The sequence below is a fragment of the Cedecea neteri genome, from assembly GCF_000758325.1.
Classification (GTDB): domain Bacteria; phylum Pseudomonadota; class Gammaproteobacteria; order Enterobacterales; family Enterobacteriaceae; genus Cedecea; species Cedecea neteri_B.
In genome coordinates, this window is record NZ_CP009459.1 from 3110682 (window position 1) to 3135964 (window position 25283).

Annotated in this window: 22 protein-coding genes; 10 read left to right on the top strand and 12 right to left on the bottom strand. The window is 55.6% G+C overall.

The window, feature by feature from the left end; genetic code table 11:
• Positions 1–85: 85 nt before the first annotated feature.
• The 7 genes from osmV to LH86_RS14715 form a co-directional block, all read right to left on the bottom strand.
• Entirely contained in the window at positions 86–1231 is a 1146-nt protein-coding gene (osmV, locus tag LH86_RS14685; RefSeq protein ID WP_039302722.1) for an osmoprotectant ABC transporter ATP-binding protein OsmV, read from the bottom strand.
• Between the two features lie 36 nt (positions 1232–1267).
• Positions 1268–1906 carry an osmoprotectant ABC transporter permease OsmW gene (gene osmW / locus LH86_RS14690; RefSeq protein WP_039302725.1) on the bottom strand — a complete coding sequence of 213 codons (639 nt, stop codon included), beginning with the start codon at positions 1904–1906 and terminating at the stop codon, positions 1268–1270.
• Positions 1907–1915: 9 nt separating this feature from the next.
• Positions 1916–2821 (bottom strand): glycine betaine ABC transporter substrate-binding protein, encoded by a 906-nt coding sequence (locus tag LH86_RS14695; RefSeq protein WP_039302728.1) that lies wholly within the window; start codon positions 2819–2821, stop codon positions 1916–1918.
• 18 nt (positions 2822–2839) lie between these two features.
• Positions 2840–3556, bottom strand: coding sequence for an osmoprotectant ABC transporter permease OsmY (osmY, locus tag LH86_RS14700; RefSeq protein ID WP_039302731.1), 717 nt, complete (start codon positions 3554–3556; stop codon positions 2840–2842).
• Positions 3557–3868: 312 nt separating this feature from the next.
• Complete coding sequence (dmsD, locus tag LH86_RS14705) at positions 3869–4495, bottom strand: Tat proofreading chaperone DmsD (protein WP_039302733.1); 627 nt, start codon at positions 4493–4495, stop codon at positions 3869–3871.
• Positions 4496–4585: 90 nt separating this feature from the next.
• Positions 4586–7027 carry a selenate/tellurate reductase subunit YnfE gene (gene ynfE / locus LH86_RS14710; protein ID WP_039302737.1) on the bottom strand — a complete coding sequence of 814 codons (2442 nt, stop codon included), beginning with the start codon at positions 7025–7027 and terminating at the stop codon, positions 4586–4588.
• 206 nt (positions 7028–7233) lie between these two features.
• On the bottom strand, positions 7234–7506 hold the full coding sequence (locus LH86_RS14715) for a DUF1161 domain-containing protein (RefSeq protein ID WP_008459230.1): 273 nt from the start codon (positions 7504–7506) through the stop codon (positions 7234–7236).
• A gap of 106 nt (positions 7507–7612) precedes the next feature.
• Between LH86_RS14715 and LH86_RS14720 the strand changes: the two genes are divergently transcribed.
• Positions 7613–8323, top strand: coding sequence for a YnfC family lipoprotein (locus LH86_RS14720; protein WP_039302740.1), 711 nt, complete (start codon positions 7613–7615; stop codon positions 8321–8323).
• A 52-nt stretch (positions 8324–8375) separates the two neighbouring features.
• Here LH86_RS14720 and LH86_RS14725 read toward each other — a convergent pair whose 3' ends face one another.
• From LH86_RS14725 to LH86_RS14740, 4 genes are read right to left on the bottom strand one after another with little or no spacing between them, the layout of a single operon-like run.
• Positions 8376–9164, bottom strand: a complete 789-nt coding sequence (locus tag LH86_RS14725) for an HPr family phosphocarrier protein (RefSeq protein ID WP_039302743.1) — start codon at positions 9162–9164, stop codon at positions 8376–8378.
• Entirely contained in the window at positions 9151–10575 is a 1425-nt protein-coding gene (locus LH86_RS14730) for a PTS fructose transporter subunit IIC (RefSeq protein WP_039302746.1), read from the bottom strand. Before LH86_RS14730 ends, LH86_RS14725 begins: the two co-directional genes overlap by 14 nt.
• Before the next feature lie 10 nt (positions 10576–10585).
• Entirely contained in the window at positions 10586–11500 is a 915-nt protein-coding gene (pfkB, locus tag LH86_RS14735) for a 1-phosphofructokinase (protein WP_039302749.1), read from the bottom strand.
• Positions 11501–11524: 24 nt separating this feature from the next.
• Complete coding sequence (locus LH86_RS14740) at positions 11525–12379, bottom strand: tagatose bisphosphate family class II aldolase (protein WP_039302752.1); 855 nt, start codon at positions 12377–12379, stop codon at positions 11525–11527.
• Between the two features lie 316 nt (positions 12380–12695).
• On the opposite strand from LH86_RS14740, the gene LH86_RS14745 reads away from it, so the two are divergent.
• The 8 genes from LH86_RS14745 (at position 12696) to paaY (ending at position 20367) form a co-directional block, all read left to right on the top strand.
• On the top strand, positions 12696–13526 hold the full coding sequence (locus LH86_RS14745; RefSeq protein ID WP_039302755.1) for a DeoR/GlpR family DNA-binding transcription regulator: 831 nt from the start codon (positions 12696–12698) through the stop codon (positions 13524–13526).
• A 10-nt stretch (positions 13527–13536) separates the two neighbouring features.
• The gene (locus LH86_RS14750) at positions 13537–14490 is read left to right on the top strand and encodes a sugar kinase (RefSeq protein WP_039302757.1); all 954 of its coding nucleotides are present in this window, start codon (positions 13537–13539) and stop codon (positions 14488–14490) included.
• A gap of 53 nt (positions 14491–14543) precedes the next feature.
• The gene (locus LH86_RS14755) at positions 14544–15962 is read left to right on the top strand and encodes a DUF3404 domain-containing protein (protein ID WP_197061683.1); all 1419 of its coding nucleotides are present in this window, start codon (positions 14544–14546) and stop codon (positions 15960–15962) included.
• Positions 15949–16611, top strand: coding sequence for a response regulator transcription factor (locus tag LH86_RS14760; protein ID WP_039302760.1), 663 nt, complete (start codon positions 15949–15951; stop codon positions 16609–16611). Before LH86_RS14755 ends, LH86_RS14760 begins: the two co-directional genes overlap by 14 nt.
• Complete coding sequence (locus LH86_RS14765; RefSeq protein ID WP_039302763.1) at positions 16608–17426, top strand: DUF2861 family protein; 819 nt, start codon at positions 16608–16610, stop codon at positions 17424–17426. The genes LH86_RS14760 and LH86_RS14765 overlap by 4 nt, the downstream gene beginning before the upstream one ends.
• 89 nt (positions 17427–17515) lie before the next feature.
• Positions 17516–18703 carry a glycoside hydrolase family 5 protein gene (locus LH86_RS14770; protein ID WP_039302766.1) on the top strand — a complete coding sequence of 396 codons (1188 nt, stop codon included), beginning with the start codon at positions 17516–17518 and terminating at the stop codon, positions 18701–18703.
• A gap of 126 nt (positions 18704–18829) precedes the next feature.
• Complete coding sequence (gene paaX / locus LH86_RS14775) at positions 18830–19756, top strand: phenylacetic acid degradation operon negative regulatory protein PaaX (RefSeq protein WP_039302770.1); 927 nt, start codon at positions 18830–18832, stop codon at positions 19754–19756.
• Between the two features lie 14 nt (positions 19757–19770).
• Positions 19771–20367 carry a phenylacetic acid degradation protein PaaY gene (paaY, locus tag LH86_RS14780; RefSeq protein ID WP_008459210.1) on the top strand — a complete coding sequence of 199 codons (597 nt, stop codon included), beginning with the start codon at positions 19771–19773 and terminating at the stop codon, positions 20365–20367.
• Positions 20368–20545: 178 nt separating this feature from the next.
• On the opposite strand, the gene azoR is transcribed toward paaY, so the two are convergent.
• A complete protein-coding gene (gene azoR / locus LH86_RS14785; RefSeq protein ID WP_008459208.1) occupies positions 20546–21151 on the bottom strand; it encodes an FMN-dependent NADH-azoreductase in 606 nt (201 codons plus the stop codon).
• A 213-nt stretch (positions 21152–21364) separates the two neighbouring features.
• Here azoR and hrpA point away from each other — a divergent pair, with 213 nt between their 5' ends.
• A complete protein-coding gene (hrpA, locus tag LH86_RS14790) occupies positions 21365–25264 on the top strand; it encodes an ATP-dependent RNA helicase HrpA (protein WP_039302774.1) in 3900 nt (1299 codons plus the stop codon).
• Positions 25265–25283 lie beyond the last annotated feature (19 nt).

Sequence of the window (25283 nt, forward strand, 5' to 3'; positions counted from 1 at the left end):
TCGCGGGGGAATGGCGCTATTGTGGGGGAGAACGCGGATAAGCTCAAAGGAAAATGCGCCGCCGTAAAGCAGCGCATCAGGTTAATTAACTTTGTTGAATATTCAGTGCCCGACGGGTGCGGCCCGAGCTGAGATAATCGGCAATATAATCCTGTGAAATCTCCCCGCTGTAGCGGCCATCTTCGTCGGTGATCGGCATCCAGACCATGTTGTGCTCATAGAGTTTAGAGAGCACGATGCGCAAGTTTTCTTCTGCGCGGCCGGTGACGCGGAACGGGTGAATGAGGTCGGTACACGTGCCTGTCGCGCCTCGTGCCTCGCGCCGCTTAACGAAGCCCAGCGGTTTACCTCCGGCGTCAACGACGGTGATGGAACGCATGTCGTTATCATCCATGGTGGCGAAAGCTTCCGCCAGCGGCGTGGATTCTCGAGCCGTAATCGTGGGCTGCTGGTCGGTCACGTCCCCGGCCTGCACCAGCAACAGACGCTTCAACGTGCGGTCCTGGCCAACGAACGATCCGACGAAGTCATTGGCCGGTTTCGCCAACAGCTCGTCCGGGCTGGCGCACTGTACAATTTTGCCCTGGCGGAAGACCGCAATCCGGTCGCCCAGCTTTAGCGCCTCGTCGATGTCGTGGCTGACCAGCATCACCGTTTTCTTCAACTGGCGCTGCATCTCCAGAAACTCGTTCTGAATCGTTTCGCGGTTAATCGGGTCCACCGCGCCAAAAGGCTCATCCATCAGCAGTACCGGCGGATCCGCCGCCAGGGCACGAATCACCCCGATACGCTGCTGCTGGCCGCCCGACATTTCGCGCGGATAGCGGTTGAGGAAGCGGTTAGGGTCGAGGGCGACCATGCTCATCAACTCCTGGGCACGTGCTTTACAGCGCGCTTTGTCCCAGCCCAGCATGCGGGGCACGACGGTAATGTTTTCTTCTATCGTCATGTTAGGGAACAGGCCGATTTGCTGGATAACGTAGCCGATGTTGCGGCGCAGGGTGACGGTATCCAGGTCGTTGGTGTCCTGACCGTTAATTAAAATCTTGCCGCCGGTGGGTTTTATCAGGCGGTTGATCATTTTCAGCGTGGTGGTTTTACCGCAGCCGGACGGGCCGAGCAGCACGCACATTTCACCTTCGGGCACGTTCAGGCTGATGTTGTCGACAGCGTTAAAAGTCTGGCCATTTTTCTGTACAAATTGTCGCGTGAGGTTTTCAAGTTTTATCATTATTAACTCTCCTTTGAATACGGCTTCACGGCCCGGTTACCATTTAGTGAAATGCAGCTGCAGGCGATGCAGCAACCAGTCGAGCACGATAGCTAACAGGCAGATCATCACCGCCCCGGCAATCAGCATACGGATATCACTCCCACCGATGCCGTTAAGCAGCAGCAAGCCCAGGCCGCCCGCGCCAATGACGGCGGCAATGGCCATGACGCCAATGTTCATCACCACTGCGGTTCGAATTCCGCCAAAAATCACCGGCAGCGCCATAGGAATTTCCACCCATCGCAGGCGCTGCCAAAACGTCATGCCGATGCCTCGCCCGGCTTCACGTAGCCCCGGCGGCAGGCTGTCCAGCGCGGTGTAGGTATTGCGGACAATAGGCAGCAGCGAATACAGGAACACTGCCGTCACCGCAGGCACTACGCCAATACCTTGACCGATCAGCGAAAACAGGGGAATCATCAGGCCAAACAGCGCCACGGACGGAATGGTGAGCAAAATAGTGGCAAAGCCGAGTATCGGCGTGGCAAGCCATTTATGGCGCACGATAAGAATGCCCAGCGGCACGCCAATCAGGATTGCGAGGCCGACGGCGATCAGCACCAGCCACAGGTGATGCAGGGTGAGGGAGCCAATATACCCTGCGTTATCAATCATATAATGTAACGTTTCCACGATACCTCCTCAGAGCAAGCCTTTCTGCTGCAGGAATTCACGGGCCACCTGCTGCGGGGTTTCATGGTCGATATCAACTTTAGCGTTCAGGGTTGTTATCACCTCATTGTTCAGCTCGGACGACAGGGTGTTCAGCGCCTCCTCAAGGCCCGGATGCGAGTCCAGCACGTCTTTACGCACCACGGGCGTGACAGCGTAACTTGGGAAGAAGCCCCTATCGTCCACCAGCGCCTTCAGGTCAAAGCCCTTCATGCGCCCGTCGGTGGTGTAGATCAGACCGGCGTCAACAAAGCCATCGCGGATGGCGTTGTAGACCAGGCCGGGGTCCATCTGGCGGATCTGCGGACGGTCCAGCGGCGTGTTGTAAACCTGCTGCAGTGGCTTCAGGCCATCGCTGCGCCCGGCAAACTCCAGATCCAGGCCCAGCATCCAGTTATGTTTTGGGTCGGTCTGGCGAATATGTTCAATGCGCTCTACCAGCTGCGACATCGTGGTAATACCTTCTTTTTCTGCCCGCTCGCGCTTCATGGCAAAGGCGTAGGTGTTGTTCATCTCCGCCGGTTTAAGCCAGACGAGGCCCAGCTTTGCATCGAGTTTTTTGACCGTGTTGTAAGACTCTTCCGGCGTCATTCGCTTATTGATGTGGTTGAAGATAATTAGTGAGGTGCCGGTGTACTCCCAGGTCATATCAATCTGTTTATTGATCATCGCATTGCGGGAAATCACCGTAGCAATATTGGTCTGTGGCGTGACCTGGAAGCCCTTTTTAGCCAGATACTGCGTGGTCATGGCCGACAAAATATGCTGCTCGGTAAAGCTTTTGGTCGCCAGAATCAGCGGTGCGGCCTGGGCCTGAGTGGCGATAAGGGAGGCCGCGGCAAACGCCGTCGTCAGCATCCGTGAAAGCAGTTTCATGCTCGCTCCTTATTGTTGTTATTGGGCGGTGTGGGGACTGAGCACCCGGCCCAGGCTGGCAAGCGCTAAGTCGAGAATGAGCGCAAACAGGGCTGTCGCCACGGCGCCGAGTATCAGCGTTGGAAAGTCGTTCAGGTAAATTCCCGGGAAAATAAGCTCTCCGTAGCTGCTCGCACCGATAAGAAAGGCCAGCGGGGCGGTGCCGACGTTGATGGCGGTGGCAATCCGCACGCCGGAAAGGATCACCGGCCAGGCGTTAGGGATTTCAACCTGACGCAGCCGCTGCAGTTTGGTCATGCCAATCCCGTTGGCGGCTTCGATAAGTGACGCCGGGACGCTGCACAGCCCGGCATACGTATTCCGGACGATGGGAAGCAGTGAGGCGAGGAACAGGGCAATGATCGCCGGTTTGTCGCCTATACCGATAATCACCATCGCCAGCGCTAATACCGCCAGCGGCGGCAGCGTGTTGCCGATATTGAAAATCTGCATGACATACTCGGCCCAGCGGCGAGCCGCAGGGCGGCTGAGCAATATTCCGCTGGGTATACCGACCAGCAGGGCGAGCGCCATTGAGCTGAACACCAGAATCAGGTGCTGCTGCCCGAGGTAGAGTAAATCGACCTGCCGGGCTTTAAGGGTATCGAGGCCGATGCCCCAAACCACCAGAGCAAGCACTAAAATCAGCGCCACCAGCCCAAGTAAAAACCGTGTTGTGAAGGATGCGTTTTGCATTGCAGTGTGTCTCCCTGTGTGCACGCGTTATCGCCGCCGGGGAGGCGGCCTGTTGTTATGCCATGTGTCGGCAGGGTGTCTGGAGCTATAGCAACGCAGCGGGAAGGATTCCAGTTTAAGGGACAATTAAGAGGCTAATGATTTAGTCGATAAACTGCTGCTCAGGCCTGATAGCTTCTGGCCTGTGGAAGAAAAGTAAAGATTTGTCTTAAAAATGTTAACGTAAAGTGACATTGTCACATTTGGTGGGTGCAGAAATCCTCGTTTTTTCTGGAAACCGGAGATATCCGGCTTCCTGAAAGCCCAGGATTCTTAGAAATGGAGTTCTTTACTGGCAACGGGCATCAACATGCCGTTTTGCCAGCCTGAGAGGGTCAGTTTTGCCAGCTCACCCAGGCCAGTATAGAAATCATTCGCCGCATTTTCGGTAAACAGACTCAGATAACGATCGGCCCAGGGCAGCAGATGCCAGGCCAGCAGCTCATCCAGTGGCTGCCGCTGCCCCTGGTCGGCCAGCCAGGCCGCCAGCATCAGCATTAAGCCAAAATGATCTTCAGGCTCGTTTTGTTCCGTCTGCGGGGCAAAACCCTGGTCGCGCATCCACTGGCGAAGCTCAAGCAGCGAGTCGCCAAACAGCACGTTTTCTTTGTCGAGGTATACGGAGCCCCACGGCGGGGCCGGAAGCGCATAAGGGCCGATAAACAGGCGCTGGAACTCTTCTTTTACCGGCGTGGTCTTGTCCGCCTGGCCCGCAGCCATCAGGGGCGCAACTGCCGCCAGCGTTGGGGTCTGGAACGGCCATTCGCTCACCCAGTCCGGTGCCGCAAACATCGCCATCAGCGCGGTGCTGTCCGGGTGGCTGGGGGCATGATAAAACAGGGCTCCGAGCACCCGGCCGCTAAGGGCTATCGCCGACAGGCGTTGTTGTTCAGAGAGCATTTTTATTCCTTTTGGTCGGGCACCTGGCTCCGCTATATGTCACTGGAGCCAGGTGAATACAGGCAAAGCAACAAGCCTTTGCCATTACGTTTAAATCTTCTTAATTTCAACCAGATTGGTATGCTGCGGGTTGCCTTTTGCCAGCGGCGAAGGGCGGTGCGTGGTTAGCGTATTGATGCAGGCGCCGTGGTCAATGCGGTCGCCGTTCATGTCGGCATCGTGCCAGGCGCCCTGGCCCATCGCGGCAACGCCAGGCATGATGCGAGGGGTAACTTTCGCTTCAATATGCACTTCACCGCGCCCGTTAAACACGCTGACTTTGTCGCCGTTGGCAATGCCGCGACGTTTAGCGTCAAGCGGATTAATCCAGACTTCCTGACGCGCGGCGGCCTGCAGGACGTCAATGTTGCCGTAGGTTGAGTGCGTTCTGGATTTGTAGTGGAAACCAAACAGCTGGAGAGGAAACTCGCTGCGCTGTGGAGAGTCCCAGCCTTCAAACGTCGAGGCATACACCGGCAGCGGACTGATGGTTTCGTCTTTTTCCAGCTCCCAGCTGGCGGCAATTCCGGCGAGCTTGCTGGAATAGATTTCAATTTTCCCGGACGGCGTTTTGAGCGGATTGGCCTGAGGATCTTCGCGGAATTTTTTGTAAGCCACAAAATGGCCAGCCGGATCTTTACGCTTGTAAATGCCCATCGCTCGCAAATCTTCATAGGCAGGTAGCGCCGGATCTTTCGCCAGCATTTTCGCGTACAGATATTGCAGCCACTCGCGCTGGGTTCGTCCTTCCGTGAAGGCCTGATGCACCCCGTCGCCCAGGCGTTTAGCCACTTCGCTCATCATCCAGTAGATAGGCTTGCGCTCAAACTTAGGCGCGGTGGCGGGCTGGATGAAAATCAGGTAGCCCATATTACCGGCGTAATCGTTAGGAATGATGTCCTCCTGCTCGACGGTCATCAGGTCAGGCAGCAGGATATCGGCGTATTTCGCCGACGAAGTCATAAAGTTCTCAATCACCACAATCATTTCGCACTGCTTATCGTCCTGCAAAATGGCGTGGGTTTTATTGATGTCGGAATGCTGGTTAATAATCGTGTTGCCGGCATAGTTCCAGATGAACTTGATCGGCACATCCAGCTTCTCTTTTCCGCGTACGCCGTCTCGTTTGGCCGTCATTTCGGGGCCGCGAGTGATGGCGTCCGTCCAGCTGAAGCAGGAGATCTGGGTTTTGATCGGGTTTTCCAGCACCGGCATACGTTCAATGGTGATGGTATAGGTGGATTCACGCGCGCCGCTGTTGCCGCCGTTAATCCCCACGTTGCCTGTCAGAATCGGCAGCATGGCGATGGCGCGTGAGGTCAGCTCGCCGTTAGCCTGGCGTTGCGGCCCCCAGCCCTGGGCAATGTAGGCCGGTTTTGCACCCGCAATTTCGCGTGCCAGCTTGATGATTCTGTCCGCCGGGATGCCGGTTATCGCGGAGGCCCACTGCGGCGTTTTCTCTGTCCCGTCATCGCCATCACCTAAAATATAGGCTTTGTAGTGGCCGTTGCGCGGGGCATCGGCCGGCAGCGTTGTCTCGTCATAGCCGACGCAGTATTTATCCAGGAAAGGCTGGTCGACCAGGTTTTCGCTAATCATGACGTGGGCAAGCCCGGCCACCAGCGCGGCATCCGTTCCGGGGCGAATAGGGATCCATTCATCTTCCCGGCCTGCGGCCGTATCGGTGTAGCGCGGGTCGATAACAATCATGCGGGCGTTGGAGCGTTCGCGAGCCTGTTCAAGGTAATAAGTGATACCGCCGCCGCTCATACGTGTTTCTGCTGGATTATTGCCAAACAGAACGACCAGTTTGCTGTTTTCGATATCCGAAGTGCTGTTGCCGTCATTGCTGCCGTAGGTGTACGGCATGGCACAGGCGATTTGGGCGGTGCTGTAGGTGCCGTAGTGGCTCAGAAAACCGCCGTAGCAGTTCATCAGCCGGGCGACCAGCGAGGCGTAAGGGGAAGAGCGGGTGATATTCCCGCCAACCACGCCGGACGAGTAATTAATGTAGACTGCTTCGTTGCCGTACTTTTCAACGGTCTGCTTCAGGCTGTGGCTGACAATCTCCAGCGCTTCGTCCCAGCTGATGCGTTCAAATTTACCTTCACCCCGTTTGCCCACGCGCTTCATCGGGTAATTCAGACGTTCCGGGTGGTTGATCCTGCGGCGGATGGAGCGCCCGCGCAGACAGGCGCGAACCTGGTGGTCACCATAGGTGTCCAGCCCGGTATTGTCCGTTTCAACCCAGTAAACCTCTTCGTCGCGAACGTGCAGCCGCAGGGCGCAGCGGCTGCCGCAGTTAACCGAACAGGCTCCCCAGACAACTTTGTCTTTATTTTCCGGCGACAGAGCGTCGGCAACCGCGGCGGCTGCGCTACGCATACCAAAAGGCAGCGAAATGCCGCCTGCGGCGAGGGCCAGGCCGCCAATGGCTGATGATTTTACCAGGCTGCGGCGGCTAATCCCGCCTGGATGATTGAGGTTCGACATCGCTCTCTCCATGACTTTTTGTCGTGTGGAAGACGTTATTATTTGTATTTTTTGTGGATCGGTGATTGCTGAGGCTGCCCGTCAGGGGGCGCCCGGGGGAAGAGTGTTACTTAATTAGGAGTAGTCGTTATTAACGCCAGTCAAAGTTGCGGTGGTTGAGGGGAAATAGATGAGGGAAAGCAGGGTGCCCGGCACCCTGCAGGGGATTATTGCGGTTCATTTTCCGGCGCAGCGCCACCCGCGATACGGGTATAAACGATTTTTTGCGTGTCATTCGCACAGTGGCCGACGACCTGGCCGCCGGCTTTGTCTGCCTGATCGTTCGGTACAATAGTGAGCGAGAAGCCTGACTCAGGCACGCCGTTATTGACAATTTTCTGCTGAATATCCGCTTTCACTTTTTCGCAACTGCCCTGTGCGGCCAACGCCGGGGCGGCAGCGATCAGCAGTATCGTGCTTAACCAAACGGTACGTTTCATCATCTCTTCCTTTTGTTGAGTTCAAAGTTAAGAATAGCGCTTCTAGTGTAAAGTGTTGTATTTGCTTATATCATGTTATGACATAAAAACAGGAGAGCGGCAAAACGTGAAGAAAATCATTACCCTCGGTGCGCTGGTTTTGAGCCTTGTAGGCTGCGATAACTCGACGTCGCCGCAGGCGTACACGCCGGAAATGGCCAGTTTTTCTAACGAATTTGATTTCGACCCGATGCGCGGTCCGGTAAAGGATTTTAGCCAGACCCTAATGAACGAAAAAGGCCAGGTTTTGAAAAGGGTCAGCGGTACGCTGTCGGAAGAAGGCTGCTTCGACACGCTGGAATTTCACGATCTGGAGAACAACAGCGGGGCATCGCTGACGCTCGATGCAAACTACTATGTTGACGCGGTCAGCCAGGAAAAACGCGTTCGGCTGCAGGGGAAATGCCAGCTGGCTGAATTGCCTGCCGCGGGTATCAGCTACGACACCGACGACAACGACTTTGTGACCGCCGCCAAAGGCAAAGATGTGCTGGTCACCTATAAGTACGACAGCGAAGGCTATCCGCTGGGGAAAATCACCAAATCGAAGGACAGCGAACTTGCCATCGTGGCGAAAGCGGGTGTCGATAAAAAGAAAAAGCTGGATTACAGCGCGACAACCAGCCTGAACGGTAAAATCATCGGGGTCGCAAAGCAAAGCTGTGATTATGACAGCCATTTCAACTCGCTGTCCTGCGATCTGGAAATGACGGATGATTCCGTCACGCCGCCAAAGGTGGACCGTTACACCATTAAAAATACGGTGGAGTATTATTGATCGCGTCGGTGTTACAAATGCCGGATGCCACAATGACACCCGGCATAGGAAGTTAACCGAACAAACGGGATAACCAGCTGCGTTTAGGTTGTGCTGGTGGGGCGACGGGCATTTCTCCCAGCCCCTGATCAATACTTTGCCCAATGGCTGCCAGCGCACTTCGGGCATCGGTGCCATTCGCCGTGAACCGCATACGGTGGCCCGTTTTTACCCCCAACGAAACCATCTTCATCAGGTTCTTGCCATCGACGGGCCCGGTCTGGCTGTCCATATTCTCAACGGTGACACGGCTTTGAAACTGCTTGATCAGTTTCACCAGCACGGCGCTCGGTCTGGCATGTAGCCCGTGAGGATTACGGATCACAAACGTGGCCTGTTCTCCTTCCGTGTGGGATGTTTGTGGCTCACTTTCGGCGTTATTACCGATCAGAATCGCTAAAACCTCCGCCGGCGTTGTGGCCTTCGCCAGCGCGTACGGCACGCCTTCATCGCTCAACGCCCGGGTGAGCTGACGCAAAATATCGAGATGTTCGTTCGACCTTGCGGCAATCCCGGCCACCATATACGCCACATTATCTTCTCCCCAGTCCACGCCCTGTGGGAAGACAATCACTTTCACGCCAGTGCTCAGCACCGCATGACGGGTATCCGGTGTGCCGTGGGGAATGGCAATGCCGTGGCCCAGGTAAGTGGAAATCTGCGCTTCTCTGGCTAACATGCCCTGCAGATATTCCGGCGTGGTATTGCCCGCTGATACCAGCCTGTCGCTGACTTGCTGGAGCGCAGTGACTTTATCGACCTGCTCATGACTGATGAAAATATCCTGTTCACAAAGTTGCATTCTGACCTCCTGTCTGCAGCCCGGCTGTAGGCTGTTTGCGGTTATTCCAGAGTCGCCACGTACCCAGCATCACCGCGCCGCAGGCGGAGCCGGCCAGGATGCAGAGCACCCAGATTAACGGTTTGCTGACCAGCGGCAGGATCAGGAACCCGCCGTGAGGTGCCGGGACTTCAATATGCATGCTGTAGCTGAGTACGGCCGAGATGGAAGAGGCGATCATCATCATCGGGATCACGCGCAGCGGATCTTTCGCCGCAAAGGGGATGGCGCCTTCGGTGATATGCGTGCAGCCGAGAATATAGTTCACCATCCCGGCAGCGCGTTCCTCTTCGCTAAAGACTTTGGGGAAAAAGGTAGTGGCCAAAGCGATGACCAGCGGAGGCGTAATACAGGCGGCGGACACGCCAGCCATAAAGAAGAAGTTCCCCTGGCCGAGCAGTAAGGTTCCCGTGACGTACGCCGCTTTGTTGACCGGGCCACCAAAGTCGAAGGAACACATCGCCCCGACAACAATACCCAGCAGGATCGGATTAGCCTGTTGCAGCGAGCTCAGCCAGCCCATCATGCCGTTGTTGATGGCCGCGACGGGCTTGCCGAGCAGCACCATCAATACGCCAATCACCAGCACGCCAATCAGCGGCATAATGAAGATGGATTTTAAGCCCTCATACTGACGCGGCAGCCCGTCGAGCAGGCGTCTGACAAGCAGCATAAAATAACCGGCGGCGAAACCGGCAATGATCCCGCCGAGAAAGCCCGCCCCGGTGGCGTTAGCCAGCAGGCCGCCAACGAACCCGGCAACCATCCCGGCGCGGCCAGAAATCGACCAGGCAATATAGGCCGTAAAAACGGGCACCATAATGGAAAATGCCTGCTGGCCGACCTGCATTAAAGTTGCGGCAATGGCGTTGTACTGAGGTGAATTGGGATCGGCGGAATATATGCCCCACAGAAAAGAAATGGCAATTAAAATGCCGCCTGCCACCACGAAAGGCAGCATGTTGGAGACGCCGCTCATCAGGTGTTTATAAATTTGCCTGCCGAAGGATTCTTGTTCATATTTTTCCTCTGTTATAGAAGCAGAAGATATTCCCTGGCGGCGGGAGAGTTGTCCGCTGATGACTTTATTAATTAGGTCTACCGGGTGATGAATTGCTTCTTTAACCGGCACTTCAATCACCGGTAAACCATTAAAACGTTCGGCGTTGACATCTTTATCTGCGGCAATAATGACGCCGTAAATATTTTTTAAGTCTTCCGGCGTTATTTCATTTTCAACGCCAGATGCGCCATTGGTTTCTATTTTTATTTCGACATTTAATTTTTTTGCTGCAGTCTTTAAGGCTTCTTCAGCCATAAACGTGTGGGCAATCCCCGTAGGGCAGCCGGTAATGGCAATGATCTTTTTCATAATCGGACCTTTATAATTGGACGATTTGAACCTGTTGTAATAATGCTTCCAGACGATTGAGTTTCCCGAGACCGGCAGACGCGGCGACGTCCGCGCCGGTGGCGCTGGCAAGGGCTAGTGCCTCGGGAATGTCTTCACTATTCAGCCAATGACTGAGAAATGCCCCGAGCGCGGCGTCCCCTGCGCAGGCTGAACTGACCAGCTCTATTTCGGGCGCGGAGGCGAACCACAGCTTACAACCGTTGGAAAAATAGAGCCCTTTTGCGCCGAGGGTTAATAACACATTACGTGCACCCAACTGATGTAAGGTCTGCATCGCCTCGCGCACCTGCTGGATATTTTCCACCTGAAGATTGAATATTTCTTTTAATTCATCGTCATTAGGTTTGATCAGCAGGGGATTAAGTTCAAGTAACTGCCGTAGCGCAGGGTGGCTGATATCCAGAATGACTTTTCCCCCGCGCTGTTCGCACAGCGACATAACCTCCACATAAAACTGGCTCTCAATCCCCGGCGGCAAACTGCCGCTAATCACTAAATAATCCCCGGGGCGGATACAGTCCAGATTCTGAATGATCTGCTGTTTACATTCATCATCTATATGCGCCCCGGCATTGACCAGCTTATATTCATTATTGCCGTCATTAATAAAAACATTAATTCGCGTAGGGGCCTGCACCCAGGAAGGGGTAACGTTAATTTTTTGTTTTTTAAGTTCCTCCACAATATAGCGCCCGGTGAATCCGCCGAATATGCCCATGACATGAGTCGGCTGCTGAAAATGCTTCAGGACCAAAGAAACGTTAACGCCTTTGCCGTTAGGGCAGTATTCCGTGCGCTGGGTACGGTTCACGGCAGAAGGCTGCAGAGAGCCGCAAAAAATATTCATATCAATCGCGGTGTTTAAAGTCAGGGTATGGATCACGACATTGCTCCTTGCGGCCGTTGGTTAGCGTTGTCCTTCACAACCGCAGACATGAATGACTTTACGGACGACTTCTTTCATCGCCTCTTTGGCAGGCTGCATGTAATGCCGGGGATCGTTAGCCTCAGGCTGCTCGATAAAATATTGTTTTAGCGCGTCTGAAAACGCGATTTTAAGTTCGGTGGCAACGTTAACCTTACAGACACCGAGCGAAATAGCCCGGCGGATATCGCCCTCTGGCAGACCAGAAGCACCGTGTAATACCAGGGGAACATCCACGCATTCACGGATCGCGGCCAGACGATCGAAATCGAGTTTTGGTTCGGCGGCATACAGCCCGTGAGCCGTCCCGATAGCTACTGCCAGGGAATCAATCCCGGTACGGGAGACAAATTCACGAGCCTGCTCCGGGTTGGTATAAAGTGCATCTTTGGCGTCAACGACCAGATCGTCCTCTACGCCGCCCAGCCGCCCAAGCTCTGCTTCCACGCTGGCATCATAGCGGTGGCTCAACTCGACTACGCTTTTCACCTGCGCGACGTTCTCTTCAAAAGAATGATGGGAGCCGTCAATCATCACTGAACGGATCCCCGCCTGAACTTTGCGGGTGATATCCGAAAGATCTTCGTGGTGATCAAGGTGCAGCGCGAGTGGCTGATCCCAAAGCCTGGCCAGATCGCTGGCGATGGCGACAACGTTGCCGGTTCCGGCATAGCTATAAGTGCCCGGCGTCCCGGCAAGGATCAGCGGGGAACGCATTTCAGCAGCCGTTTCCACCACCACCTGCATCGTTTCCAGATTGTGAATGTTAAATGCCGGCACGGCGTACCCCAGGCGCTGGGCTTTTAACAACATGTTTTTGCTGGAAATAATATACATATTCGCTCCTTTTAATTTCAAAATGTAATATTTTATTGAGTTATTTCTTATGTTTTGAAAGTAATTTAACGATCCTATGCCCATACAGCTGTGATCGAAGCCACACAACGGCGATTTTATTTACTAAATGAAAACTATCTGGCATTAATAAACTTCGTTTTTAAACATAATGTTTAGAGGTAAAATTTTTTAATGTATTGAAATAAAGACTGTTTGTTTGATTTTATTCGCCGGGTGATGGTCGGGAGTTTGACAAGAGAAAAGATAAATTTAAAAATGAAAGTTATTACTCGAATGACTTAAAAGGCACTCTACTGTGGCAAAACCGTCAACCAGCCTGCTGAAAAGACGCTTAGATATTGCAGAGATCGTCCGTAAAAACGGCGAAATTAAAGTAGATGATTTGGCGGAGATGCTTGCCGTGTCTGGCGTCACCATTCGAAACGATCTCAATTATCTGGAGCAGCAAGGCTACCTGAAGCGCTCGTTTGGTGGCGCAATTTATACCGCCCAGCAGGGGGCGCCGGTGGCTCAGCCGAGGGAACCTGCCGCCGTTGGGGATAAAGTGCTGGAAGCCGAAATGGCGCGCCAGGCTGCGGCCTTAATCAGCGAGGATGAAACCGTATTTTTAGGCCCTGGCGCCATTGTACGTAAAGTTATTCCTTTCCTCGCAGGCTATGGCGATCTGCGTCTGCTGATGAACGATCTGGCGCACGTCTGTTTTGCGCAAGAGTTTCTTCCCGGCGAAAAGATCCTGCTCGGCGGCGTATTGAGCGGGGAGGGAAACAGGGTAGAGGGTGAGGTGGCATTAAATGCGCTTCGTCATTACCGCCCGACCCGCACGCTGATTGCCGTCGACCATATTGCAGAAGATGGCACGCTGAGCGTCAGAAATGCAGAAAGCGCGCGTCTGCTGGGTGAGGCCGTGGGGCAAAGTAAACACCTGATTGCCATCGTCGCCAGCAGACCCGTTTACGGCGAAAAACGCTATGCCGTTGGCCAGCTAGCGCAGGCAAGCGGCCTTATTACGCCCCAGGTTGTGGCGGCGGAATACCATTCCCGATTTCTCGCTGCGGGGCTGAGCAATAGCTACACCAACAATGAGTGCCTGACGTGGCTCAACCCGGCGCTGCAAAAAGCAAAATGAAGGAGCGGTGATGAACGTGACGATATGTACCATCGGTGAGCTGTTGGTGGAGTTTCTGGCCAAGAAAGAAAATCAGGGTTTTTCGCAGCCGGGGGAGTTCTGGGGGCCTTATCCCAGCGGTGCGCCGGCTATTTTTGCCGATCAGGTGGCTAAATTAGGATTCGGTTCGGTGCTGTTCAGCTGCGTCGGCAGCGATGCCTTCGGGGAGATGAACGTTGCCCGGCTGGAAAAAGACGGCGTTAACGTGAACGGTATTATTGTCCTGCCAAAGGCCACCACCGGCAGCGCCTTTGTGAGTTACCGCACCCAATCGCAGCGTGATTTTATTTTTAATCTGCCAAACAGCGCCTGCGGCTTGCTGACCGCCGACCATATCGACGACACCTTGCTTAACCAGTGCAATCATTTCCATATTATGGGCTCGTCGCTGTTTTCGTTCCGTATTATTGACGCCATGCGAAAGGCGATTGAAAACGTGAAGTCGCGGGGCGGCACCGTCTCCTTCGATCCTAACATCCGTAAAGAGATGCTTAACATTCCTGAAATGTCGCAGGCTTTTGAATATATTCTTGATTACACCGATATTTTCCTACCGAGCGACGGGGAGTTGGATTACTTCGGACGGCATCAGGGGGAGGATGAGCAGCGGCTGGTGGATAATCTGCTCCAGCGTGGAGTGAAACACGTGGTGATCAAACGAGGGCCGCGAGGGGCGAGCTACTTCAGCGATCGGCAGACCTGGCATGTGCCTGGTTTCAACGTGCCGGTGGTTGATCCTACCGGGGCGGGCGACTGCTTTGGTGCCACGTTTGTCAGTCTGTTTTTGTCCGGGGTGCAGCCTCAGCAAGCCTTGACCTGGGCCAATGCCAGCGGCTCGCTGGCGATTTCGCAGCGTGGCCCGATGGAAGGCACGTCCACCCGCTCGCAAATTGAAGCCTTTCTTGCGGCGCAATCGGCGGGATAAACATGCTGGCAACGGGGCAATTTTTCGACCCTTTACAGATTAAGGGGTTTCTGGTGACCCGACGACTTGCCCCTGTTCTGCGTTACATATTGCTCTCGCTGTGCGGCATTTTTTGGCTGCAAGCTGGCCTGGCTCGTGCGGCGGAGCTCGACGAGAGTCTGAACCGCTTTAGCGAGGCGCTAAGCCAGGCGCCCCCTGCGGCGCAGGTCTCGCTGCAAACCCTGCAGCAGCTTGATGCTACGTTGCTCAAGCCCGAATCCATGTATCCTCAATTTCAGGCCTGGTCGCTGCCGGATCTCACGGCGTTTTACCGGCTGGATAAGCGCTGTGCCAGCGGGGGCGAGTTATCATCCTCAGTGAAATCATTTCTTGCAGCCTTATGTCAGCCGAACATGCCGCCTGCATCCTGGTTCGCCGCGAATCCGCTCTATCCGCTTGGGGGAAGCAGTGCCTGGCAGTACATCTTGCGTCACCCGGGGGCGGCAGCCGCGCTAAAAAACTCGCTGCATGTGCGGGAACGGCCGGACGACCTGGCGGGCATTGGGAGGCTGTCCGATGACAATCTTGAGGCGTTGCTTGGGGGCCAGCACTGGCTGCTGCAAAATGGCCAACTCTGGCGATTCAGCCAGCAGCACTGGCAGCGTTATGAGGCAAAAGTCTGGCAGCCGCTAGCCCGACAATCAGATATCGAACTCGTCAATACAGGGGGACGCTGCGATATGCGGGCAGGGGCGCTGTGCGTCAATGTTCGGGAAGGTTACGGCGATGTCTGGCGCTGGCTTTTTGGTCTGCTGGCGCTGTTTACCGCGTCGGGATTGATATGGATGGCCTGGCAGCGGAGGCAGCTGCGCGAGCGTCAGCGATTTATTACGCAAATGCTGACCCATGAGCTGCGTACGCCTATCGCCCAACTAAGCAATGTGGTCGAACATTTTCGCCGTGACTTCGACCAGCTCCCGGAAGGCGCCCAGATTAATTTTGTGGCTCTGGCCGACTCGCTGCAGCGGATGCGTCAGATGGCTGAAACCAGCAAACACTACCTGATAGCGGAGCATCAGCGGGAGGCGCTGGAAACGCCCACTCAGGTCCGGCTCAGCGACTGGCTCGATCACCTTTGTGCGGATCGGGATGGGCTGACGTACTGCCTGGAAGAAAACATAACCGCGGGTGTGTCGCTCTACTGGGGCAGCCTGTGCCTGACGAACTTACTGGATAATGCGTGTCGCCACGGAAAGCCTCCCGCGCATCTGACGGTGCATAAAAGTAAAACGCACCTTATTTTTCAGGTCAGCGATAGCGGAAACATCACTCAAAACCCGCTGCGGAATGGCCGCCGTTTACGCTGGTCAAACAGCAGCCTTGGACTTGGATTGACCATTGTTCAGCGGGTTGCTCGTCGGCTCAATGGCAGGTTGACGTTCAGCCCCGCACCAACCACGTTTACCCTGGAGTTGCCGTATGATCCCGACTAAAGCGCATACTTTATTGTTAATTGAGGACGATATCGCGCTGGGCGAAGGGCTGGCGACATTTTTGCAGCAGGAGGGGTTCAGCTGCCGCTGGCTGCGCAGCAGTGAGACTGTTCTCGACCATTGGTATCAGGCAGATTTGGCGATTCTTGACCGCCAGCTTCCCGAAGGCGACAGCCTCCGGCTTTTGCCTCAGTGGCTGGCAAAAAAAGCCCTGCCGGTGATCGTGCTGACGGCAAAAGTGAGCGTTGAAGAGCGGGTGGCGGGGCTGGAGGCGGGCGCGCGTGACTACCTGAGCAAGCCTTTTGCCCACGTTGAACTGCTGGCCCGCATCCGGGCTCAGCTTCGCCCTCTAGGCGACGGATTGCTGATCTGCGGGGAACTCAGCTTACTTCCGGCGCGACAAATGGCTACCTGGCAGGGAAAAGAGGTCGCGCTGACGGCAACCGAATTTGCGCTGCTGGCGATGCTGATGCAGATGGCGGGGCGCGTGTTTACCCGGGATGAACTGCTCAATCAGGTTTGGGGCTATCAAAGTTTTCCGTCAACCAGAACGGTCGATACGCATGTTTTACAGTTACGGCAAAAACTGCCGGGCTTGCCGATTGCGAGCGTGCGCGGGATTGGCTATCGGCTGGAGCTGGCGGAATGAAACTGCCCCTGTCAGCTCTGCTAATCATTTCCGCGTTCAGCGTCGGTGCAACGTTGCCCCAAACGCCGCTGGAGCCCGTATATCATCAGCTATTTAACCAGCGAGGCGACCTTGCTAACAGTCAGTTGATTGATGTCTGGCCGCGGCTGAACAGTGAGGCACAGCGGCAGGCCTGGAAAGAGGCGCTTAAGGCCGTGGTCAGCCGGCAATGCGGTAAAGATCTTACTCCGGCGGTTCCTGAGTGGCTGGACGACTTAACGCTCACGTTGATGCAGCGTGATATGCCGCTTAACCGCATTTATCGCATTACCCTGAGCGGAAACAGCCCCCGCCAGGATATTAACGTTGCTCTGAGGCTGCCTGATGGCAAAAAAGCATTCGCCGCAATGCCGGTGCAGTATGAATCGGCAGGTGAGTTTCGGGTTGAAAGCGAAGAGTTTACGCAGCCGCTGAGCGAAGGGGGTTATATGCTGACCGTATCGAGCGGCGGGCAGCAATGGCAGCAGCCTCTGGCGTTACAAGGCATTGACGGGTTAACGCAGATCCAGCTTCACGATCGTGCCATTTCGTTCACTACGCCGCAGGTGTCTCCTGCTTGCCCCAAACCCTGGCTTGAGCAAACGCTGCTTAACCGCAGCGACTATAACCAGCTTTGGTGGGCGAAAAGCGACCAGCTGACGCTGGTGCCCTGGCCTTCGAAGCCAGCCGAAAACATATGGGCCACGGTGGCCGTGGTAAGTGCGGAAAACCGGGGCGGCGTGACGGTAAGAACTGAACACCGCCTCGCCGGTCCGCTGTCGGCGATGAAAAACTAAGGCCCATACCGCTATCCTGACATTCCTCTGACAATCGACGCCCGCTAACCGGCAATACTGCAGCCTCTTTCGTTACTGAGGTATTTGTCATGAAACTCAAAGCACTATGGGCGGGGCTGGCGCTGCTCTCTACTTCCGCCTTTGCCATGGACAGCATCGCCTTCTGGGACTCGCCGCAGCACGGCGGCAACAGCTTTAACCGCCTGCCGCCCGATCAAGCCTATTTCACCGCCCTCAAAGGCTACGGCGCCAGCTGGGTGCGGCTTTCGTGGGACAAATGGCAGCCGGCACAGCGTGATTTTTTGCTGGGTAATGCCGACCACTATCAGGGGCTGATGACGCAGGATCTTCGCACCCTCAAAGAGACGCTGGCGCGTGCTCACGCCGCCGGACTCAAAGTGGTGATTACGCCGCTGTCGCTGCCAGGTATGCGTTGGGCGCAAAACAATGATGGCCGCTTTGACGACCGACTGTGGCAGGATAAACGCTACTGGCGGCAAAGCGCGCAGTTCTGGCGTGACCTGGCCGGGCAGCTCAAAGATAACCCGGCGATTGCCGCTTATAACCTGGTCAATGAGCCTGCGCCGGAGAAGCGGGGTGGCCTGCCGGAACATGCCTCGCTGGAAGAAATGAAGGTCTGGTACAAGACGCACCAGGGTACGGCCAGAGACTTGCCGGCGTTCTATCAAACCGTGATCAAAGCGATTCGCGAAGTGGATAAGACGACGCCCATCATGGTGGACAGCGGCTGGTACGCCGCCGCCGACAGCTTTAGCTACTGGCCTTCCGCCCTGAGTGACGATCGCGTGCTTTACAGTTTTCACATGTACGAACCCTACGACGCGACCAGCGCGCCCAACCTCAAACGCCTGAAGCCTTACGAATATCCCGGCGTTGTCCCTTTTGGCGGCAAACAGGAAACATGGAACGGGGAGCGCGTGGCCGGGTATCTTCAGCAGCCGTTCTGGTGGGCTAAACAGCGTGGAGTGGCGCAGAATCGTATGGTGGCGGGGGAGTTTGGCTGTATGCGCCAGCTGGCCGGGTGTCGCCAGTATCTCGAGGATGTCCTCAGCGCGCTGGATAAAACGCAGGCGCACTGGGCGTTCTACAGCTTTCGCGAAGACGCCTGGGACGGCATGGATTATGAATTGGGAAAAAGGAAAGTGCCCTGGTCGTACTGGCAGGCGATGGATGAACATAAGCCGGACACTTTACCGCGCCATGCCACGCCTGAGTTTGAGCCGATTAGCCGTCGTATGGGGATGCCGGTACACTGAGTTATCTGTTACATCATGGCGGTAAATTTGAGTTTTTTTGAATCATATTTACTAATTCAATGTAGGGAGCTCGCTTTATTATGCTATGTTTTTTCTCTGAAATTCCCATAGCGGCAATGAGGCAGGATGAGCAGCAAACTCGATACTTTTATTCAGCAGGCCGTCAGCGCCGTGCCCATCAGCGGCACGTCGCTGATTGTCTCTTTGTACGGCGATGCGCTGGCTCATCGCGGCGGCGAGATCTGGCTGGGTAGTCTCGCAGCGATGCTTGAGCCTTTGGGATTCGGCGAGCGTTTTGTGAGAACGTCGCTTTTTCGCCTCAATAAAGAAGGCTGGCTGGACGTAGAGCGAGTGGGACGTCGCAGTTTTTATCGCCTGACCGACATGGGCCAGAGAATGACCCGGCGTGCCGAGTCGAAAATTTATCGCGCCGGGCAGCCATCCTGGGACGGAAAGTGGCTGCTGCTGCTTTCCGAAGGGCTTGAAAAAACCACGCTACAGCAGGTGAAGAAACAGCTTATCTGGCAGGGTTTTGGGGCGCTCGCGCCGAACCTGATGGCTTCGCCATCGCAAAACCTTGCGGATATCCAAAGCCTGCTGCATGAGGCGGGCGTGGCTGAACAGGTCATCTGTTTTGAGGCTGAATCCCCGCTGCAAACGTCCCGCGCAGCGCTGAGATCCCGCGTGGAAGAGTGCTGGTTGCTGACCGACAAAAACGAACGTTACGCTGAATTTATCAACTCTTTTCGCCCGCTTTTACCGCTGCTGCGCGAGGCCGGAAGCGAGGAGCTAACGCCGCAGCGCTGTTTTCACATTCAGCTGTTGCTGATCCACTTCTACCGCCGCGTCGTGCTGAAAGATCCGCTGTTGCCGGATGAACTGCTGCCGCCGCACTGGCTGGGGCAGAACGCCCGCCAGCTGTGTATCAATATCTATCAGCGGGTCGCCGCCGGCGCGCTTACCTACGTCAGCGAGCTGGGCGAAACCTCAGTGGGCGACTTGCCTGCCCCGGTGAGCGGTTACCAGAAGCGATTCGGTGGACTCACCCCCTAAAATAAGGAGCCCGTATGTCCATTTATCAGATTGATGGCCTGACGCCTGTCGTCCCGGAAGACAGCTATGTTCACCCGACCGCGGTGCTGATCGGCGATGTTATTCTTGGGCACCGCGTCTACATTGGCCCCAATGCCAGCCTGCGCGGGGATTTTGGGCGGATTATCGTCGAAGACGGAGCGAATGTGCAGGACAACTGCGTGATGCACGGCTTCCCTGAACAAGATACCGTTGTTGAACAGGACGGCCACATCGGCCACGGAGCCATTCTGCACGGCTGCCGGATTGGAAAAAATGCGCTGGTCGGCATGAACGCGGTGATCCTGGACGGGGCACAAATTGGTGAGAATTCGATCGTCGGCGCAGCGGCTTTTGTTAAAGGCAAGGCGGAATTTCCAGCGAATACGATGATCATCGGCAGCCCGGCGAAAGCGATACGTGAATTACGACCTGAAGAGTTGGCCTGGAAGAAACAGGGCACGAAGGAGTATCAGGATTTAGTGATTCGCTGCCAGCAAACGATGCATCAGGTGGAGCCGTTGCGGGAGGTTGAGGCGGGGCGGAAGCGTCTGGTGTTTGAGGATTTGCACCAGCCTAAGAAGAGCTGTTAATTCCCCTCACCCCGGCCCTCTCCCCAAAGGGGCGAGGGAGAAAACTGGTTTGGAGAATATTGTTTATCCTCTCTCCTCATAGGGGCGAGAGAGAAAGCGGACTTGAAGAATATTGTTTATCCCCTCTCCCTTTTAGGGAGAGGGGAAGGGTGAGGGTCAGTCACTCAGAGAGCAAATCTTACGCAGCAACGATGCTGTCGATAGCTGCTTTCGCGTCAGTCTGTGCTTTCGCCGCCACTTCCGGGCCATAGCCAAAGCCTTCAGCAAACACGTAGTTCACGTCGGTGATCCCGATGAAGCCCAGGAACACGTTCAGGTAAGGCACCAGCAGATCGGTTGGGGTATCTTTGTGGATCCCACCGCGGCTGGTCACAACCAGCGCACGTTTACCGGTTACCAGGCCTTCAGGGCCTTTCTCGGTGTAGCGGAAGGTCACGCCAGCGCGAGCCACCAGGTCGAAATAGTTTTTCAACTGGGTAGGGATGTTGAAGTTGTACATTGGCGCGTTGAAGACAATCACGTCGTGCGCTTTCAGTTCTGCAATCAGCTCATCAGACAGCGCCAGAGCTTCCTGCTGACGTGGGGTCAGTGCGGCATCAGAAGGGCGCAGAGCACCGACCAGTTCGCCATCCAGCACTGGAATTGGGTTTGCCGCCAGGTCACGAACGGTGATTTCGTCAGCGCTGTGTTTTTCACGCCATTGTTCAACAAAATAGTCGGACAGCTGGTTGGACTGAGAGTAACCTGCCAGGATGCTGGATTTCAGAACTAATACTTTGCTCATGGGGTGATTCCTTAGTGTTTGGTCTGTCGGGCAATGTGCCCGTTCGCTAGGACTTACTGTATTCACAATCCGATGACAGAGATAGCGCAATATATCGAACCCTATATTCGAATTTATTGAACAAGGCGCTCGAAATCGGGGTGTGATAAAATAGCGGAAATTAACGCCGTGACTTATCCGGTTGTGCCCGGTAGCGAAATAACGATAGATAAAATGGAAATGACAAAACCCTCGCTGTCCTCTTTGTTCGCCCGTCTTGACGGGCTGATGCTCCGCGACAGACAACGCTTTTCTCGCCGCCTGCATGGCGCGAAGAAAATTAAAAATGCTGACTCTCAGCAGGCCTTATTCGACACGCTGGCCGCAGAAATAGACGTCGCGGCAGGTAAAGTGCTGCTGCGCGAAGCCGCTCGTCCGGCGATTACCTATCCTGAAAACCTGCCCGTTAGCCAGAAAAAACAGGACATTCTGAACGCCGTGCGCGACCACCAGGTGGTGATCGTGGCGGGGGAAACTGGCTCCGGTAAAACCACTCAGTTGCCAAAAATTTGTATGGAGCTGGGGCGCGGTATTAAAGGGCTGATCGGCCACACCCAGCCTCGCCGTCTGGCGGCGCGTACCGTGGCCAACCGTATTGCGGAAGAGCTGCAAACCGAACCCGGCGGCTGCGTAGGCTATAAAGTGCGTTTCTCCGACCACGTCGGCGACAACACGATGGTCAAACTGATGACGGATGGGATCCTGCTGGCGGAAATCCAGCAGGACAGGCTGCTGATGCAGTACGACACCATCATCATCGATGAAGCGCACGAACGCAGTCTGAATATCGACTTCCTGCTGGGTTACCTGCGTGAACTGCTGCCGAAGCGACCCGATCTTAAAATCATCATTACCTCGGCGACCATCGATCCGGAGCGTTTCTCTCGCCACTTCAATAACGCGCCAATTATCGAAGTGTCAGGGCGCACTTATCCGGTGGAAGTGCGCTACCGCCCAATGGTGGAAGACAACGACGATGTCGATCGCGATCAGCTGCAGGCCATTTTCGACGCGGTGGATGAGCTGGGCCAAGAAAGCTCGGGCGATATCCTGATCTTTATGAGCGGCGAGCGTGAAATTCGCGACACCGCTGATGCGCTGACGAAGCTCAACCTGCCGCATACGGAAATTCTGCCGCTCTATGCGCGCCTGTCCAACAGCGAGCAGAACCGTGTTTTCCAGTCGCACGTTGGGCGGCGCATTGTGCTGGCGACCAACGTCGCGGAAACGTCGCTGACGGTGCCGGGGATTAAATACGTTATCGACCCAGGTACGGCACGTATTAGTCGCTACAGCTACCGCACTAAGGTTCAGCGCCTGCCGATTGAGCCAGTGTCTCAGGCTTCGGCCAACCAGCGTAAAGGCCGCTGCGGTCGCGTATCGGAAGGGATCTGTATTCGCCTTTATTCCGAAGATGATTTCCTGTCACGCCCGGAATTTACCGACCCGGAAATTCTGCGCACCAACCTGGCGTCAGTTATTTTGCAAATGACGGCGCTGGGGCTGGGGGATATCCAGGCGTTTCCGTTCGTTGAGGCACCAGACAAGCGCAACATTCAGGACGGCGTGCGCCTGCTTGAAGAACTGGGCGCCATTACCAGCGATGAAGACCATAGCGTTTACAAACTGACGGCCTCGGGCCGCCAGCTTTCGCAGCTGCCAGTCGATCCGCGCCTCGCCAAAATGGTGCTGGAAGCGCAGAAATTTGGCTGCGTGCGTGAAGTGATGATCATTACCTCCGCGCTGTCGATTCAGGATCCGCGCGAGCGGCCGATGGACAAACAGCAGGCCTCGGACGAGAAGCATCGCCGCTTCCACGACAAAGAATCTGACTTCCTGGCCTACGTGAACCTGTGGAATTACCTTGGCGAGCAGCAAAAAGCGCTCTCTTCGAACCAGTTCCGCCGCCAGTGCAAGCTGGACTTCCTGAATTACCTGCGCGTGCGCGAATGGCAGGATATTTACACCCAGCTGCGACAGGTGGTGAAAGAGCTTGGCCTGCCGGTGAACAGCGAACCGGGTGACTTCCGCTCGGTGCACTCGGCGCTGCTGACGGGGTTGCTGTCCCATATCGGGCAGAAGGACACGGAAAAGCAGGAATATACCGGGGCGCGCAACGCTCGCTTCTCCATCTTCCCAGGCTCGGGCTTATTTAAAAAGCCGCCGAAGTGGACGATGGTAGCCGAGCTGGTGGAAACCAGTCGCCTGTGGGGGCGCATTGCCGCCCGGATCGACCCGGAGTGGATTGAGCCGCTGGCGCAGCACCTGATTAAGCGCTCGTATAGCGAACCGCACTGGGAGAAAGCCCAGGGCGCGGTAATGGCGCAGGAAAAAGTGACTCTGTATGGCCTGCCGATTGTGGCGGCGCGTAAGGTGAATTACAGCGATATCGATCCGGCGCTGTGCCGCGAGCTGTTTATTCGCCATGCGCTGGTCGAAGGCGACTGGCAAACCCGTCACGCGTTCTTCCGCGACAACCTCAAGCTGCGGGCGGAAATCGAAGATCTGGAGCATAAGTCCCGTCGCCGCGACATCCTGGTGGATGACGAAACGCTGTTTGAATTTTATGACCAGCGCATTGCCCATGATGTGATTTCCGCGCGCCACTTCGACAGCTGGTGGAAAAAGACCAGCCGCGAAACGCCGGATCTGCTCAATTTTGAAAAAAATATGCTGATCAGGGAAGGCGCGGAACAGGTCAGCAAGCTGGACTATCCGAACTTCTGGCATCAGGGCAACCTTAAGCTGCGGCTGACCTACCAGTTTGAGCCCGGTGCGGACGCCGACGGCGTGACGGTGCATATTCCGCTGCCGCTGCTGAACCAGGTTGAAGAGTCTGGTTTTGAGTGGCAAATCCCTGGCGTGCGCCGCGAACTGATTATTGCTCTGATCAAATCTCTGCCGAAGCCGGTGCGCCGCAACTTTGTGCCGGCCCCGAACTACGCAGAGGCGTTTTTAGGCCGGGCTACGCCGCTGGAACTGCCGCTGCTGGACAGCCTCGAGCGCGAATTCCGCCGCATGGCGGGGGTCACCATCGACCGGGAAGACTGGCACTGGGATCAGGTGCCCGATCACCTGAAAATGACTTTCCGCGTGGTGGACGAGCACAACAAGAAGCTGAAAGAGGGCAAAGACCTCAGCGAGCTGAAAGGCGGCCTGAAGGATAAAGTACAGCAGACGCTTTCCGCCGTAGCGGATGACGGCATTGAGCAGAGCGGGCTGCACATCTGGAGCTTTGGTTCGCTGCCGGAAAGCTATGAGCAGAAACGCGGCAACTACAGGATGAAAGCCTTCCCGGCGCTGGTGGATGAAAAAGAGAGCGTGGCGATTAAGCTGTTTGATAACCCGCTCGAGCAGCAGCAGGCGATGTGGCGCGGACTGCGGCGTCTGTTGTTGCTGAACATCCCGTCGCCGGTGAAATACCTGCACGAAAAGCTGCCGAACAAAGCCAAGCTGGGCCTCTACTTTAACCCTTACGGTAAGGTGCTGGAGCTTATCGACGACTGTATTTCCTGCGGCATTGATAAATTGATCGCGCAAAACGGCGGGCCAGTCTGGAGCGAAGAAGGATTTGCCGCACTGCACGAGAAAGTGCGCGCCGAGTTGAACGACTCGGTGGTTGAGATTGCCAAACAGGTGGAGCAGATCCTCACGGCGGTGTTTAACATCAACAAACGGCTGAAAGGGCGCGTGGACATGACCATGGCGCTTGGTCTGTCGGATGTGAAGGCGCAGATGAGTGGCCTGGTTTATCGTGGTTTTGTCACCGGCAACGGCTACAAACGCCTTGGCGATACGCTGCGTTACCTGCAGGCAATTGAAAAACGGCTGGAAAAAATGGCTATCGATCCGCACCGTGACCGCGCGCAGATGCTGAAAGTCGAAAGCGTGCAGCAGGCCTGGCAGCAGTGGCTGAACAAGCTGTCGCCGGCCAGTCGTGAAAACGAAGAGGTGCAGGAGATCCGCTGGATGATTGAAGAGCTGCGCGTCAGTTATTTTGCTCAGCAGCTGGGGACCCCGTACCCGATTTCCGATAAGCGTATTTTGCAGGCCATGGAGCAGGTGTCACTTTGATACCAGGCCCTTTCTCCAG